Source organism: Streptococcus timonensis, from assembly GCF_047463455.1.
GTDB classification, from domain to species: domain Bacteria; phylum Bacillota; class Bacilli; order Lactobacillales; family Streptococcaceae; genus Streptococcus; species Streptococcus timonensis_B.
The window spans coordinates 137,944-152,270 of record NZ_JASHDV010000003.1; the positions used below are offsets into that span (position 1 = coordinate 137,944).

Annotated in this window: 10 protein-coding genes; 7 read left to right on the forward strand and 3 right to left on the reverse strand. The window is 42.4% G+C overall.

Annotation, left to right across the window (positions count from 1 at the left end; genetic code table 11):
* Positions 1–233: 233 nt before the first annotated feature.
* Complete coding sequence (argS, locus tag QM847_RS06020; RefSeq protein WP_414354545.1) at positions 234–1,925, reverse strand: arginine--tRNA ligase; 1,692 nt, start codon at positions 1,923–1,925, stop codon at positions 234–236.
* Positions 1,926–2,069: 144 nt separating this feature from the next.
* On the opposite strand from argS, the gene argR reads away from it, so the two are divergent.
* Positions 2,070–2,516, forward strand: a complete 447-nt coding sequence (gene argR / locus QM847_RS06025) for an arginine repressor (RefSeq protein ID WP_414354547.1) — start codon at positions 2,070–2,072, stop codon at positions 2,514–2,516.
* 46 nt (positions 2,517–2,562) lie between these two features.
* A complete protein-coding gene (gene mutS, locus QM847_RS06030) occupies positions 2,563–5,091 on the forward strand; it encodes a DNA mismatch repair protein MutS (RefSeq protein ID WP_414354548.1) in 2,529 nt (842 codons plus the stop codon).
* Positions 5,092–5,131: 40 nt separating this feature from the next.
* Here mutS and QM847_RS06035 read toward each other — a convergent pair whose 3' ends face one another.
* Both QM847_RS06035 and QM847_RS06040 read right to left on the reverse strand, forming a co-directional pair.
* Positions 5,132–5,590, reverse strand: a complete 459-nt coding sequence (locus QM847_RS06035) for a DUF3021 domain-containing protein (RefSeq protein ID WP_414354550.1) — start codon at positions 5,588–5,590, stop codon at positions 5,132–5,134.
* Positions 5,587–6,027: a LytTR family DNA-binding domain-containing protein gene (locus QM847_RS06040; protein WP_414354552.1), complete on the reverse strand. Its 441-nt coding sequence runs from the start codon at positions 6,025–6,027 to the stop codon at positions 5,587–5,589. Before QM847_RS06040 ends, QM847_RS06035 begins: the two co-directional genes overlap by 4 nt.
* 342 nt (positions 6,028–6,369) lie before the next feature.
* On the opposite strand from QM847_RS06040, the gene rpsL reads away from it, so the two are divergent.
* The 5 genes from rpsL (at position 6,370) to QM847_RS06065 (ending at position 14,315) form a co-directional block, all read left to right on the forward strand.
* Positions 6,370–6,786, forward strand: coding sequence for a 30S ribosomal protein S12 (rpsL, locus tag QM847_RS06045; protein WP_001142333.1), 417 nt, complete (start codon positions 6,370–6,372; stop codon positions 6,784–6,786).
* Between the two features lie 19 nt (positions 6,787–6,805).
* Complete coding sequence (gene rpsG, locus QM847_RS06050) at positions 6,806–7,276, forward strand: 30S ribosomal protein S7 (RefSeq protein ID WP_142558742.1); 471 nt, start codon at positions 6,806–6,808, stop codon at positions 7,274–7,276.
* A 278-nt stretch (positions 7,277–7,554) separates the two neighbouring features.
* Positions 7,555–9,636: an elongation factor G gene (gene fusA, locus QM847_RS06055; RefSeq protein ID WP_414354553.1), complete on the forward strand. Its 2,082-nt coding sequence runs from the start codon at positions 7,555–7,557 to the stop codon at positions 9,634–9,636.
* Between the two features lie 113 nt (positions 9,637–9,749).
* Positions 9,750–14,144, forward strand: a complete 4,395-nt coding sequence (locus QM847_RS06060; protein WP_414354554.1) for a PolC-type DNA polymerase III — start codon at positions 9,750–9,752, stop codon at positions 14,142–14,144.
* 18 nt (positions 14,145–14,162) lie between these two features.
* The gene (locus QM847_RS06065) at positions 14,163–14,315 is read left to right on the forward strand and encodes a hypothetical protein (protein WP_269798426.1); all 153 of its coding nucleotides are present in this window, start codon (positions 14,163–14,165) and stop codon (positions 14,313–14,315) included.
* Positions 14,316–14,327: the final 12 nt, after the last annotated feature.

Sequence of the window (14,327 nt, forward strand, 5' to 3'; positions counted from 1 at the left end):
AGAGAAAAGCGAAGTATCTTTGCCTTTCGAGTGATAATACTGTAAGTGCTAGCTATTTGTTATTTGTTTAGATGAATTAGTAAAGCGTTTAGGCAAGTCGCTTCATTTACGACGTCGTGGTCCCTAAATCGATTATATTTAGGAACCACGACTAGTGAAGCAGTTAGCTAGTCTGCATAAAAGCGGCTAGCGTCCAACAATTAGGAACTTTAGTACCAATTGTTGGTACTGAATCACATCTTCTCTGGTGCCTCTACACCCAGCAAACGAAGGGCTTCTTTAAGGACGACTGCAGTTGCATAGCTAAGGGCTAAGCGACTGTCACGTTCTGGACTTTCATCCAAGATACGAGTGTGGGCATAGTATTTGTTAAAGGCTTGGGCTAAGCTGATTGCAAATTTAGCGATGATAGACGGCTCATAGTTATCAGCTGCACGTTTAATGATACGAGGGAAGTCTTGGATTAGCTTGATGATTTCCCAACTTTCAGCATCGTTCAAACTATAGTTGGCACCTGCTTGAGGTTTGAAATCAGCTTTACGCAAGATTGATTGGATACGAGCATAAGCGTATTGAACATAAGGACCAGTTTCCCCTTCAAAGGATACCATGGCTTCAAGGTCAAAGTCATAGCCATTTGTACGGTCAGTTTTAAGGTCATAGAATTTAATGGCCCCAACTCCAACAGCATGAGCAACTTGGTCTTTGTTTTCAAGTTCAGGATTTTTGGCTTCAATTTGCGCTTTAGCACGGCTGATGGCTTCTGCGACAGTTGGCTCTAGCAAGATAACATTTCCTTTACGAGTAGAAAGTTTTTTCCCTTCCTTTGTTACTAATCCAAACGGAACATGGACAATGTCTTGGCTCCAATCATACCCCATCTCTTGCAAGACAGCCTTGAGTTGTTTGAAGTGAGCAGATTGCTCTTGACCAACAACATAGATTGATTTGGCAAATTGATATTCGTTTTTACGGTAGAGAGCTGCAGCTAGGTCACGTGTGATGTAGAGAGTCGCGCCGTCAGATTTCTTGATAAGAGCTGGGTGTTCAATTCCGTATTTTTCAAGATTCACAACTTGGGCACCTTCTGATTCGACCAAAAGTCCTTTTTCAGCGAGGATATCTACAACTGCATCCATCTTGTCATTGTAGAAGGCTTCCCCGTTATAGCTGTCGAATTCAACTTGTAATTCATCGTAAAGGCGGTTAAATTCTACCAAGCTTTCATCGCGGAACCATTGCCAAAGAGCAAGAGCTTCCTCATCTCCATTTTCAAGCTTGCGGAACCATTCGCGCGCTTCTTCATCCAAGCTTGGGTCGTTCTCAGCTTCAGCATTAATGCGGACATAGAGCTTGAGGAGTTCATCGATTGGATGGGCTTTGACAGCTTCCTCGTTACCCCATTTCTTGTAGGCAACAATCAGCATCCCAAACTGTTTACCCCAGTCTCCCAAATGGTTGACCTTGACAGTTTTATATCCTATTTTTTGGAAGATATGTGACAAGCTATCTCCGATAACTGTTGAACGAAGGTGACCGATTGAAAATGGTTTAGCGATATTAGGGCTAGACATGTCAATGACAACATTTTCTTGATTACCAATCTCTTGGTCAGCGTAGTGCTCTTTTTCAGTGATAACGTTTTGTAGAACTTGACCAGAAATGGCAGCCTTATCAAGGAAGAAGTTTACGTAAGGACCTGTTGCTACAACCTTTTCAAAAGCTTGGCTATTGATCTTTTCAGCTATGTCAGCAGCAATCATTTGAGGAGCTTTACGTTCAACCTTTGCCAATGAGAAGGCAGGGAAGGCGATATCTCCCATATCTGAGTTTTTAGGTGTTTCTAGTAAATTTAAAATAGCCTCTTGGTCCAGGCTATCAATGACGCTAGACAACTCACTAGCAATCAATTCTTTTGTATTCATTTTAGGCTCCTTTTGGGCTTTTCTACTATTCTATCACAAATTTAAGGAAAGACGAAAATTTTTTTGAAATATGCAGTTTTTTTGGTATAATGTTCTTGCTAAATAAATGCAAAATGTAAATAAATATTCATTTGAGAGGATGTTATGAGAAAAAAAGATCGTCATTCGCTGATTAAGCAGATGATTACGGAAGAAAAACTAGGGACTCAAAAGGAAATTCAAGATCGTTTAGAGGCTCGGAATGTCTTTGTAACCCAAACAACCTTATCACGAGATTTACGAGAAATCGGCTTGACCAAAGTTAAGAAAAATGACATGGTCTACTATGTCTTGGCCAATGAGACAGACAAAATTGACTTGGTTGAATTCCTTTCACATCATCTTGAAGGTGTAGCGAGAGCTGAATTTACTTTAGTTCTCCATACAAAGCTTGGAGAAGCTGCGGTATTAGCAAATGTAGTAGATTCAAATAAAGATGGTAGGATCTTAGGTACAGTTGCTGGAGCGAATACCTTGTTGGTTATCTGTAAAGATCAACATGCAGCTAAAGTCATGGAAGAACGCTTGGTAGAGTTAATGGAAGATAGATAAGGTCTTGAGAGCTTCTCTCAGGACTGTTTTTACAAGGAGAGAGTAAATGACTACTGAAAAATTATCACCTGGGATGCAACAGTATGTGGACATCAAAAAACAATATCCAGATGCCTTTTTGCTCTTTCGAATGGGTGATTTTTATGAGTTGTTTTATGAAGATGCCGTCAATGCCGCTCAGATTCTAGAGATCTCGTTGACCAGTCGCAATAAAAATGCTGAAAATCCAATTCCTATGGCAGGTGTACCCTATCATTCTGCCCAACAGTACATAGATGTCCTAGTTGAGAGTGGCTACAAGGTTGCCATTGCTGAACAGATGGAAGACCCTAAGCAAGCTGTTGGTGTTGTTAAGCGCGAGGTTGTTCAGGTCATTACACCAGGTACAGTGGTTGATAGTAGTAAGCCAGATAGCCAAAATAACTTTTTGGTAGCTATTGACCGTGATGAGTCTCGATATGGTCTAGCCTACATGGATTTGGTGACAGGTGATTTTTATGTGACAGGTTTATCTGATTTTACGCTAGTCTGTGGTGAAATTCGAAATCTAAAGGCCAGAGAAGTGGTGATTGGCTACGAATTGTCTGAAGCGGAAGAGAAGATTCTCAATCGTCAAATGAATCTAGTGCTTTCCTATGAACAAGAAACATATGAAGACGTTCATCTGTTGGATTCAAGATTGGCAACTGTTGAAGGAGCAGCTAGTGGGAAACTTCTTCAGTATGTTCATCGGACGCAGATGAGAGAGTTGAATCACTTAAAACCTGTTATTCGTTATGAAATCAAAGATTTCTTGCTGATGGATTTTGCGACCAAGGCTAGTCTTGATTTGGTTGAAAATGCTCGCTCAGGCAAGAAACAAGGCAGTCTTTTCTGGTTGCTAGATGAGACCAAGACCGCCATGGGGATGCGTCTTCTACGTTCTTGGATTCAACGTCCTTTGATTGACAAGGACCGTATTTTAGAACGTCAGGAGGTTGTTCAGATTTTCCTAGACTATTTCTTTGAGCGCAGTGATTTGACAGAAAGTCTCAAGGGAGTCTACGATATCGAGCGTCTGGCCAGTCGAGTGTCTTTTGGGAAAAGTAATCCTAAAGACCTCTTGCAATTAGCGACTACCTTGGGAAGTGTTCCACGAATTCGCGCCATTTTAGAGGGAATGGAGCAACCAGCTCTAGCTTATCTAATTGAACAACTAGATGCTATTCCTGAGTTGGAAAATCTCATTAGTGCTGCCATTGCTCCTGAGGCTCCTCACGTGATTACCGAGGGTGGCATTATTCGAACGGGCTTTGATGAGACCTTGGATAAATACCGTCGCGTGCTGAGAGAGGGGACCAGCTGGATTGCTGAGATTGAAGCCAAGGAAAGAGAAAACTCTGGCATCAATACTCTCAAGATTGATTACAATAAAAAAGACGGCTACTATTTCCATGTGACCAACTCGCAGCTAGGTAATGTACCAGCCCACTTTTTCCGCAAAGCTACGCTGAAAAACTCTGAGCGTTTTGGGACAGAGGAGTTGGCGCGTATCGAGGGAGAAATGCTAGAGGCGCGTGAGAAATCAGCAAACCTAGAGTACGAAATCTTTATGCGTATTCGTGAGGAAGTTGGCAAATATATCCAACGTCTACAGGCTTTGGCTCAAGGAATCGCTACTGTCGATGTCTTGCAAGGCTTGGCAGTAGTTGCAGAAAAACAACACCTGATTCGACCAGAGTTTGAGCAAGATTCTAGAATTGATATCCAAAATGGTCGTCACGCAGTTGTTGAAAAGGTTATGGGAGCGCAGACCTATATTCCCAATAGTATCCAGATGGATGAAGACACTAGCATTCAACTAATTACAGGTCCGAACATGAGCGGGAAGTCAACCTATATGCGTCAACTAGCCATTACAGCGGTTATGGCTCAGATGGGTTCTTATGTTCCAGCAGAAAGTGCTCGTTTGCCAATCTTTGATGCAATTTTTACCCGTATCGGGGCGGCAGATGACTTGGTTTCAGGTCAATCTACTTTTATGGTAGAGATGATGGAAGCTAATAATGCCATTAGTCATGCGACAAAGGATTCATTGATTCTCTTTGATGAGCTTGGCCGTGGAACCGCAACCTATGATGGTATGGCTTTGGCCCAGTCTATTATCGAGTACATTCATGAGCATATTGGAGCCAAGACTCTCTTTGCGACCCACTACCATGAATTAACTAGTCTGGAGACTAGTCTTGAACATCTAGTTAATGTTCACGTGGCTACGCTAGAGCAAAATGGTCAGGTTACCTTCCTTCACAAGATAGAACCAGGACCAGCTGACAAATCATACGGTATCCATGTAGCCAAGATTGCTGGACTACCGGCAGACTTGCTAAAAAGAGCTGATACCATTTTAGCTCGGCTAGAGAGCCAAGGTCAGAAGAATCCTTCCAATCAAAGAAACACTGTCAATGAGCAAATGTCTCTCTTTGATGAAAAAGAAGAAAATCCTATCCTAGCAGAATTGGCTGAAGTAGATGTGTACAATATGACGCCTATGCAAGCCATGAATCTCTTGTTAGAATGGAAACAAAAATTATAAGTCAAAACCCACTCAGCCTTTTGAGTGGGTTTCTGTTGTATTATTTTTTATTAGTCAATAGTTGGTTGATGTGGGCAACCTTCTTTGATTCTCTTTTATAGAGAATCGCCCAAATGATGAGGTAGACAATTGCAAACTCTGGGATGAGTTGAAGGATGAAAGTCCAGTGAAGCGGGAACCAGCCTGCTAGGATTGCTAAAGGTACAAAACCTAGCAACATAAGGAAAAAGTGAGTGACAGTCGCACGAAGAAGGCTCCAATCTTGAGCAAATAGACGGCTACCAAAACTAAAGAGTACTCCAATAGCTGCCCAGATAACCGTAGAGTAAAGTAAGGCTAGTGAGCCATGTACCTGATGTTGGGTCATGAATTGACCAATCAAAGAGTTGGGGCTGAGAGGTGCGTAGTTACTTGGTGAGTGGATAAACGAAAAGATAATAGATAGGATGAGGCCGATGAGGATGCCAGTTGTAGCATCGTGAAATACTTGTTTTTTCATAGTTCTAATTTCTCCTTAATAGCTTTGAGGTAACGGCGAGATGAGTAGGTAAAACTGTCGTTTTTGAGATGAATTTCAATTAAGCCGTTAGAGGTTAGTTTAAGATGACTGATAGCGTCAATGTTGACAATTTCAGATTGGGAAATTTGGATAAAGGAAGCAGGTAAGATTTCTACTGCTTGGTAGAGACGAATGTCGAGTGCATAGGTTCGACTACCCGTTTCAGCCAAAACTTTACGATTTTCAATGTAAATTCGCTGGATCTTGCTAATCTGAATCAAGTAGACCTGGTCTTGAAATTTTCCTTTGATGGTCTCCTTTTGATCCAGAGATTGGACAAAGTCCTGAACTTTTTGAACTCGAGTGGACAAGGTTGGCGCTTCGATTATGATTTGTTCTTCAGTATGTTGTGCATCAATGTCAAGTCTGACTTTCATAATTTCTCCTTTATAAAGTTGTAATAGAGATCTCTTGCTTACAAATCTATTAAACACCATTTTGTCGACAATTACAAGAAGCTTTGTCTATGTGGTCGATTGGAGAACCTATCTGGTAGGTGAGCGTTTTCAGATGGATTTATGATCTAAGAAGTCAAAAAATAAGAAGAAATATATTGACAAAAATAGAAAAAACGTGGTACAATGTTAGACGGTACTTTTTACTTTTGGTCTCTCAAGAGTGTACAGGGACGTGCTGACAAATGTTGCAAAAGTACACACAGATGATAGCTGTCACCAAGTGTATCATCACCAAAAATAAAAAAACACAGGAGAATGTAGATGCCTACAATTAACCAATTGGTTCGCAAACCGCGTAAATCAAAAGTAGAAAAATCTAAATCACCAGCTTTGAACGTTGGTTACAACAGTCATAAAAAAGTTCAAACAAACGTTTCTTCACCACAAAAACGTGGTGTTGCAACTCGTGTTGGAACTATGACACCTAAAAAACCTAACTCAGCTCTTCGTAAATTTGCTCGTGTACGTTTGAGCAACCTTATCGAAGTTACTGCTTACATCCCAGGTATCGGACATAACTTGCAAGAGCACAGCGTGGTGCTTCTTCGCGGTGGACGTGTAAAAGACCTTCCAGGGGTACGTTACCATATCGTCCGTGGTGCACTTGATACTGCAGGTGTTAACGATCGTAAACAAGGCCGTTCTAAATACGGTACTAAACGTCCGAAAAAAGCATAAGGAAAGGGGATAAAGAGAAATGAGTCGTAAAAATAGAGCTCCAAAACGTGAAGTATTGCCAGATCCGCTTTACAATTCACAATTAGTTACTCGTCTTATCAACCGCGTTATGCTTGACGGTAAACGTGGTACAGCTGCTTCAATCGTTTACGGTGCTTTTGAACAAATCAAAGAAGCTACTGGTAACGATGCACTTGAAGTATTTGAAACAGCTATGGAAAACATCATGCCTGTACTTGAAGTACGTGCACGTCGTGTTGGTGGATCAAACTACCAAGTCCCAGTTGAAGTTCGTCCAGAACGTCGTACAACTCTTGGACTTCGTTGGTTGGTAACTATTGCTCGTCTTCGTGGTGAGCACACAATGGTTGACCGCCTTGCTAAAGAAATCATGGATGCTGCTAACAACACTGGTGCAGCAGTTAAGAAACGTGAAGACACTCACCGTATGGCTGAAGCTAACCGTGCCTTCGCACACTTCCGTTGGTAAAATTATGATACCAAGAGCGGCAAAGGTCCAAGGCAAAAATAGGAAACTGATGCAGTGTTCCGTGAACACAAAGCAGTTTATCTTTTTTGCACCGGGCCTCGCTCGGGTTCAAATAAGTTAACTTGAGCTTTTAGCCCGAGTTCAATTCAACTTAACATCTCGTAAGTTGAAACCAACAATAACATGAGACATTGAGAACGGGTGGGTCCTGCCTATCCGTTTTTATTGAAAAAGTGTTATCAATAGAATAGAAATTAAAAAATAGGAGAAAAAACCTCATGGCACGCGAATTTTCACTTGAAAAAACTCGTAATATCGGTATCATGGCTCACGTTGACGCCGGTAAAACAACTACAACTGAGCGTATCCTTTACTACACTGGTAAAATCCACAAAATCGGTGAAACTCACGAAGGTGCGTCACAAATGGACTGGATGGAGCAAGAGCAAGAACGTGGTATCACTATCACATCTGCTGCGACAACAGCTCAATGGAACAACCACCGCGTAAACATCATCGACACACCAGGACACGTGGACTTCACAATCGAAGTACAACGTTCTCTTCGTGTATTGGACGGTGCGGTTACAGTTCTTGACTCACAATCAGGTGTTGAGCCTCAAACTGAAACTGTTTGGCGTCAAGCAACTGAGTACGGAGTTCCACGTATCGTATTTGCCAACAAAATGGATAAAATCGGTGCTGACTTCCTTTACTCAGTAAGCACACTTCACGACCGTCTTCAAGCAAATGCACACCCAATTCAATTGCCAATCGGTTCTGAAGATGACTTCCGTGGAATCATCGACTTGATCAAGATGAAAGCTGAAATCTATACTAACGACCTTGGTACAGATATCCTTGAAGAAGATATTCCAGCTGAATACCTTGACCAAGCTCAAGAATACCGTGAAAAATTGGTTGAAGCAGTTGCTGAAACTGACGAAGAATTGATGATGAAATACCTTGAAGGTGAAGAAATCACTAACGAAGAATTGAAAGCTGCTATCCGTAAAGCAACTATCAACGTTGAATTCTTCCCAGTATTGTGTGGTTCTGCCTTCAAGAACAAAGGTGTTCAATTGATGCTTGATGCGGTTATCGACTACCTTCCAAGCCCACTTGATATCCCAGCGATCAAAGGTATCAACCCAGATACTGAAGAAGAAGAAACTCGTCCAGCATCTGATGAAGAGCCATTTTCAGCTCTTGCCTTCAAGATCATGACTGACCCATTCGTAGGTCGTTTGACATTCTTCCGTGTTTACTCAGGTGTTCTTCAATCAGGTTCATACGTATTGAACACATCTAAAGGTAAACGTGAACGTATCGGACGTATCCTTCAAATGCACGCTAACAGCCGTCAAGAAATCGACACTGTTTACTCAGGTGATATCGCTGCTGCCGTTGGTTTGAAAGACACTACAACTGGTGACTCATTGACAGATGAAAAAGCGAAAATTATCCTTGAGTCAATCAACGTTCCAGAACCAGTTATCCAATTGATGGTTGAGCCAAAATCTAAAGCAGACCAAGACAAGATGGGTATCGCCCTTCAAAAATTGGCTGAAGAAGATCCAACATTCCGCGTTGAAACTAACGTTGAAACTGGTGAAACAGTTATCTCTGGTATGGGTGAGCTTCACCTTGACGTCCTTGTTGACCGTATGCGTCGTGAGTTCAAAGTTGAAGCGAACGTAGGTGCTCCTCAAGTATCTTACCGTGAAACATTCCGCGCTTCTACTCAAGCACGTGGATTCTTCAAACGTCAGTCTGGTGGTAAAGGTCAATTCGGTGATGTATGGATTGAATTTACTCCAAACGAAGAAGGTAAAGGATTCGAATTCGAAAACGCAATCGTCGGTGGTGTGGTTCCTCGTGAATTTATCCCAGCGGTTGAAAAAGGTTTGGTAGAATCTATGGCTAACGGTGTTCTTGCTGGTTACCCAATGGTTGACGTTAAAGCTAAGCTTTACGATGGTTCATACCACGATGTCGACTCATCTGAAACTGCCTTCAAGATCGCTGCATCTCTTGCACTTAAAGAAGCTGCTAAGACTGCACAACCAGCTATCCTTGAGCCAATGATGCTTGTAACAATCACTGTTCCAGAAGAAAACCTTGGTGATGTTATGGGTCACGTAACTGCTCGTCGTGGACGTGTAGATGGTATGGAAGCACACGGTAACAGCCAAATCGTTCGTGCTTACGTTCCACTTGCTGAAATGTTCGGTTACGCAACAGTTCTTCGTTCTGCATCTCAAGGACGTGGTACATTCATGATGGTATTCGACCACTACGAAGATGTACCTAAGTCAGTACAAGAAGAAATCATTAAGAAAAACAAAGGTGAAGAATAATTCACCGTCACTTTAAAAGAAGTCACTTTGTGGCTTCTTTTTCTGTTTGGTAGAAATAGCTAAAATGGCCTCAAATATGGTAAAATAGAAGGAGTATATTGTGAGGAAAATGGATGTCAACCACTTTTGAAATTTTAATGAATCAGTTGGGAATCCCCGCTGAGATAAGAAATCATGAGGCCTTCTCCGAGGCAGAGATTGAACAAGTTATTGTACACAAACAAAGTAAAATTTGGGAGTTTCGTTTTGCTTTTGAGAATATTCTGCCATTTGAACTCTTTTTAGCATTGAAGAAGGGATTGAAAGAAGAATTTTCAAAAACAGGAAATCAAGCGACTTTCGAGATAAAAACTCGCCATCAAGACTTTACAAAAGAGCTTTTACAAGCCTACTATCAAGAGGCTTTTTCAGATGGGCCTTGTTCTAGCCAAGGATTTCGGACTATGTATCAGGATTTTCAGGTTCGATTTGAAAATGATCAATTGATTATTGAGGCTTCTGAAGCAGCAGATACAGAACATTTTAGAAAAAACCATCTACCAAATCTCAGTAAACAGCTGGAACTTTTTGGCTTTCCTAAATTCACTTGTGTTTTAGAGAAAAATGAAGATTTGACCAAGGAAGAACAGGACGCTTTTCATTCTGAAAATCAAATGATTGTCCAAGCTGCCAATGAAGAAACTCTTCGGGCCATGGAACAGTTGGAGCAGATGGCGCCACCTCCTCCAGTAGAGGATAAGCCTGTCTTTGATTTTCAAGCTAAGAAGGCAGCTGCCAAGCCAAAACTAGACAAGGCAGAAATTACTCCAATGATTGAGGTCAATACTGAGGAGAACCGTCTGGTCTTTGAAGGAGTTGTCTTTGATGTTGAGCAGAAGGTGACTAGAACAGGTCGTGTTTTGATTAACTTCAAGATGACTGACTATACTTCTAGTTTCTCTATGCAAAAATGGGTCAAAAATGAAGAAGAAGCTCAGAAGTTTGACATGATCAAGAAAAATTCTTGGCTCCGTGTTCGAGGAAATGTCGAGGTCAATAATTTTACACGAGATTTGACCATGAATGTTCAGGACGTGCAGGAAGTTGTTCACTATGAACGTAAGGACTTGATGCCAGAAGGTGAGCGTCGCGTTGAGTTTCATGCCCATACCAACATGTCGACCATGGATGCTCTGCCTGAGGTCGAAGAAATCGTTGGAACAGCAGCCAAATGGGGTCATAAAGCGGTAGCAATCACAGACCACGGAAATGTTCAATCCTTCCCTCATGGCTATAAGGCAGCTAAGAAAGCTGGCATCCAGCTAATCTATGGGATGGAAGCCAATATCGTAGAAGACCGTGTTCCTATCGTCTATAACGAAGTTGAGATGGATCTTTCTGAAGCAACCTATGTGGTCTTTGACGTGGAAACGACAGGACTTTCAGCTATCTATAATGATTTGATTCAGGTGGCGGCTTCCAAGATGTATAAGGGTAATATCGTCGCAGAATTTGATGAATTTATCAATCCTGGGCATCCTTTGTCAGCTTTTACAACTGAATTGACAGGAATTACGGATGACCATGTAAAAAATGCCAAACCCTTGGTTCAAGTTTTAAAAGAGTTCCAAGAATTTTGTAAGGATACCGTTCTTGTAGCCCACAATGCAACCTTTGACGTTGGCTTTATGAATGCCAATTATGAACGTCATGGTCTTCCAAAAATCACTCAGCCTGTCATCGATACGCTAGAATTCGCAAGAAATCTCTATCCTGAGTATAAACGTCATGGTTTAGGGCCTTTGACCAAGCGTTTTGGTGTTGCCCTAGAACACCACCACATGGCCAACTATGATGCGGAAGCAACGGGCCGTCTGCTCTTTATCTTTATCAAGGAAGTGGCAGAAAAACACGGTGTGACAGATTTGGCACGATTAAACCTTGATTTAATCAGCCCAGATTCGTATAAAAAAGCTCGAGTCAAGCATGCGACCATCTATGTGAAAAATCAGGTGGGTTTAAAAAATATCTTTAAGCTGGTTTCTCTCTCAAATACCCAGTATTTTGAAGGAGTTCCACGAATTCCACGTACGGTTCTGGATGCCCATCGAGAAGGTTTAATCTTGGGATCGGCTTGTACGGAAGGAGAAGTCTTTGATGCAGTCGTGTCACAAGGAGTAGATGCGGCAGTCGAAGTAGCTAAATACTATGACTTTATCGAGGTGATGCCTCCGGCTATCTATGCACCTCTGATTGCCAAGGAGCAGGTTAAGGATATGGAGGAACTCCGCACCATCATCAAGAGCTTGATTGAGGTTGGAGAGCGCCTTGGAAAACCAGTTCTTGCGACAGGGAATGTCCACTATATCGAACCTGAGGATGAGATTTATCGTGAGATTATCGTGCGAAGTCTAGGTCAGGGTGCCATGATTAACCGAACTATCGGCCATGGAGAAGCTGCTCAACCAGCTCCGCTACCCAAGGCGCATTTTAGAACAACCAATGAAATGTTGGATGAGTTTGCCTTTCTAGGAGAAGATTTGGCTCGTAAGATTGTCATTGAAAACACCAATGCCCTGGCAGAAATCTTTGAACCTGTGGAGGTTGTAAAGGGTGATTTGTATACACCTTTCATTGAACAAGCAGAGGAAACGGTCGCCGAGTTAACCTATAAAAAAGCTTTTGAAATCTATGGAAATCCACTGCCAGATATCGTTGATTTACGGATTGAAAAGGAACTAACCTCTATCTTGGGGAATGGATTTGCCGTGATTTATCTGGCTTCACAGATGCTAGTGCAGCGCTCCAACGAACGAGGCTACTTGGTTGGTTCCCGTGGGTCTGTTGGATCTAGTTTCGTCGCGACCATGATTGGTATTACGGAGGTTAATCCTCTCTCTCCTCACTATATCTGTGGTCAGTGTCAGTACAGTGAGTTTATCACAGATGGTTCTTATGGTTCAGGTTTTGATATGCCAGATAAAGACTGTCCAAACTGTGGCAACAAGCTTAGCAAGAATGGACAGGATATTCCTTTCGAGACCTTCCTTGGTTTTGATGGGGATAAGGTACCTGATATCGATTTGAACTTCTCTGGTGAGGATCAACCAAGCGCCCATTTGGATGTACGTGATATCTTTGGGGAAGAATACGCCTTCCGTGCAGGAACGGTAGGTACGGTGGCAGCCAAGACAGCCTATGGATTTGTCAAGGGTTACGAGCGTGACTATGGCAAGTTCTACCGTGAAGCTGAAGTAGAGCGCCTAGCCCAAGGAGCTGCCGGTGTCAAACGGACAACTGGTCAGCACCCAGGGGGAATCGTTGTTATTCCTAACTATATGGATGTCTATGACTTTACTCCAGTACAGTATCCTGCAGATGATGTGACTGCTGAATGGCAGACCACTCACTTTAACTTCCACGATATCGATGAGAACGTCCTCAAGCTCGATGTCCTAGGACATGATGATCCGACTATGATTCGGAAGCTCCAGGACTTGTCAGGCATTGATCCAAATGATATTCCGATGGATGACCCTGGTGTCATGGCTCTCTTTTCGGGCACAGATATCCTTGGAGTGACACCTGAACAAATCGGGACTTCAACTGGTATGCTTGGTATTCCAGAGTTTGGAACTAACTTTGTTCGAGGGATGGTTGATGAAACCCATCCAACGACCTTTGCGGAGTTGCTTCAGCTTTCTGGTTTGTCTCACGGTACCGACGTATGGTTGGGAAATGCCCAAGACTTGATTAAGGCTGGAATTGCGGACCTGTCAACCGTTATCGGATGTCGGGATGACATCATGGTTTACCTCATGCACGCTGGCCTAGATCCAAAAATGGCCTTTACCATCATGGAGCGTGTGCGTAAGGGAATGTGGCTTAAAATATCAGAAGAAGAGCGCAACGGTTATATCGAAGCCATGAAGGCCAACAATGTACCTGAGTGGTATATCGAATCTTGTGGAAAAATCAAGTACATGTTCCCTAAAGCCCACGCGGCAGCCTACGTTATGATGGCCCTTCGAGTGGCCTACTTTAAGGTTCACCACCCGATTTATTATTACTGTGCATACTTCTCAATCCGTGCTAAAGCCTTTGATATCAAAACTATGGGGGCAGGCTTGGATGCTATTAAACGTAAGATGCAAGAAATTGCTGAAAAGCGCAAGAACAATGAAGCTTCAAACGTAGAAATTGACCTTTACACAACACTTGAAATCGTCAATGAAATGTGGGAACGTGGCTTCAAATTTGGCAAGTTGGACCTCTATCGTAGTGATGCGACCGAATTCATCATCGACGGAGCTACCCTCATCCCACCGTTTGTCGCTATGGATGGTCTAGGAGAGAACGTTGCCAAGCAATTAGTTCGTGCTCGTCAAGAGGGAGAATTCCTCTCTAAAACTGAATTGCGCAAGCGTGGAGGACTCTCATCAACCTTGGTTGAAAAGATGGATGAAATGGGAATTCTCGGCAATATGCCAGAGGATAACCAGTTGAGTTTGTTTGATGATTTGTTTTAAGAACTTGGAGGATATTTCATGAAACTAAGAATTTTTGCGGAAGATAAGCCAGCTGAGAAGGTATTTGAATATCAATTAGAAGTTGCTGATCAGACAATTCTTCTATCGACAGCGCTTTTGTCAGGCGCTATTGCTTTAGCAGGATTATTGTCTGCTTTGAAAGAAAAATAAAAATAGAAAAGA

Bases quoted from the DNA above. Each gene is read 5' to 3' on its own strand.
- argS (WP_414354545.1), bottom strand. From the start codon at position 1,925: ATGAATACAAAAGAATTGATTGCTAGTGAGTTGTCTAGCGTCATTGAT.
- argR (WP_414354547.1), top strand. From the start codon at position 2,070: ATGAGAAAAAAAGATCGTCATTCGCTGATTAAGCAGATGATTACGGAA.
- mutS (WP_414354548.1), top strand. From the start codon at position 2,563: ATGACTACTGAAAAATTATCACCTGGGATGCAACAGTATGTGGACATC.
- QM847_RS06035 (WP_414354550.1), bottom strand. From the start codon at position 5,590: ATGAAAAAACAAGTATTTCACGATGCTACAACTGGCATCCTCATCGGC.
- QM847_RS06040 (WP_414354552.1), bottom strand. From the start codon at position 6,027: ATGAAAGTCAGACTTGACATTGATGCACAACATACTGAAGAACAAATC.
- rpsL (WP_001142333.1), top strand. From the start codon at position 6,370: ATGCCTACAATTAACCAATTGGTTCGCAAACCGCGTAAATCAAAAGTA.
- rpsG (WP_142558742.1), top strand. From the start codon at position 6,806: ATGAGTCGTAAAAATAGAGCTCCAAAACGTGAAGTATTGCCAGATCCG.
- fusA (WP_414354553.1), top strand. From the start codon at position 7,555: ATGGCACGCGAATTTTCACTTGAAAAAACTCGTAATATCGGTATCATG.
- QM847_RS06060 (WP_414354554.1), top strand. From the start codon at position 9,750: ATGTCAACCACTTTTGAAATTTTAATGAATCAGTTGGGAATCCCCGCT.
- QM847_RS06065 (WP_269798426.1), top strand. From the start codon at position 14,163: ATGAAACTAAGAATTTTTGCGGAAGATAAGCCAGCTGAGAAGGTATTT.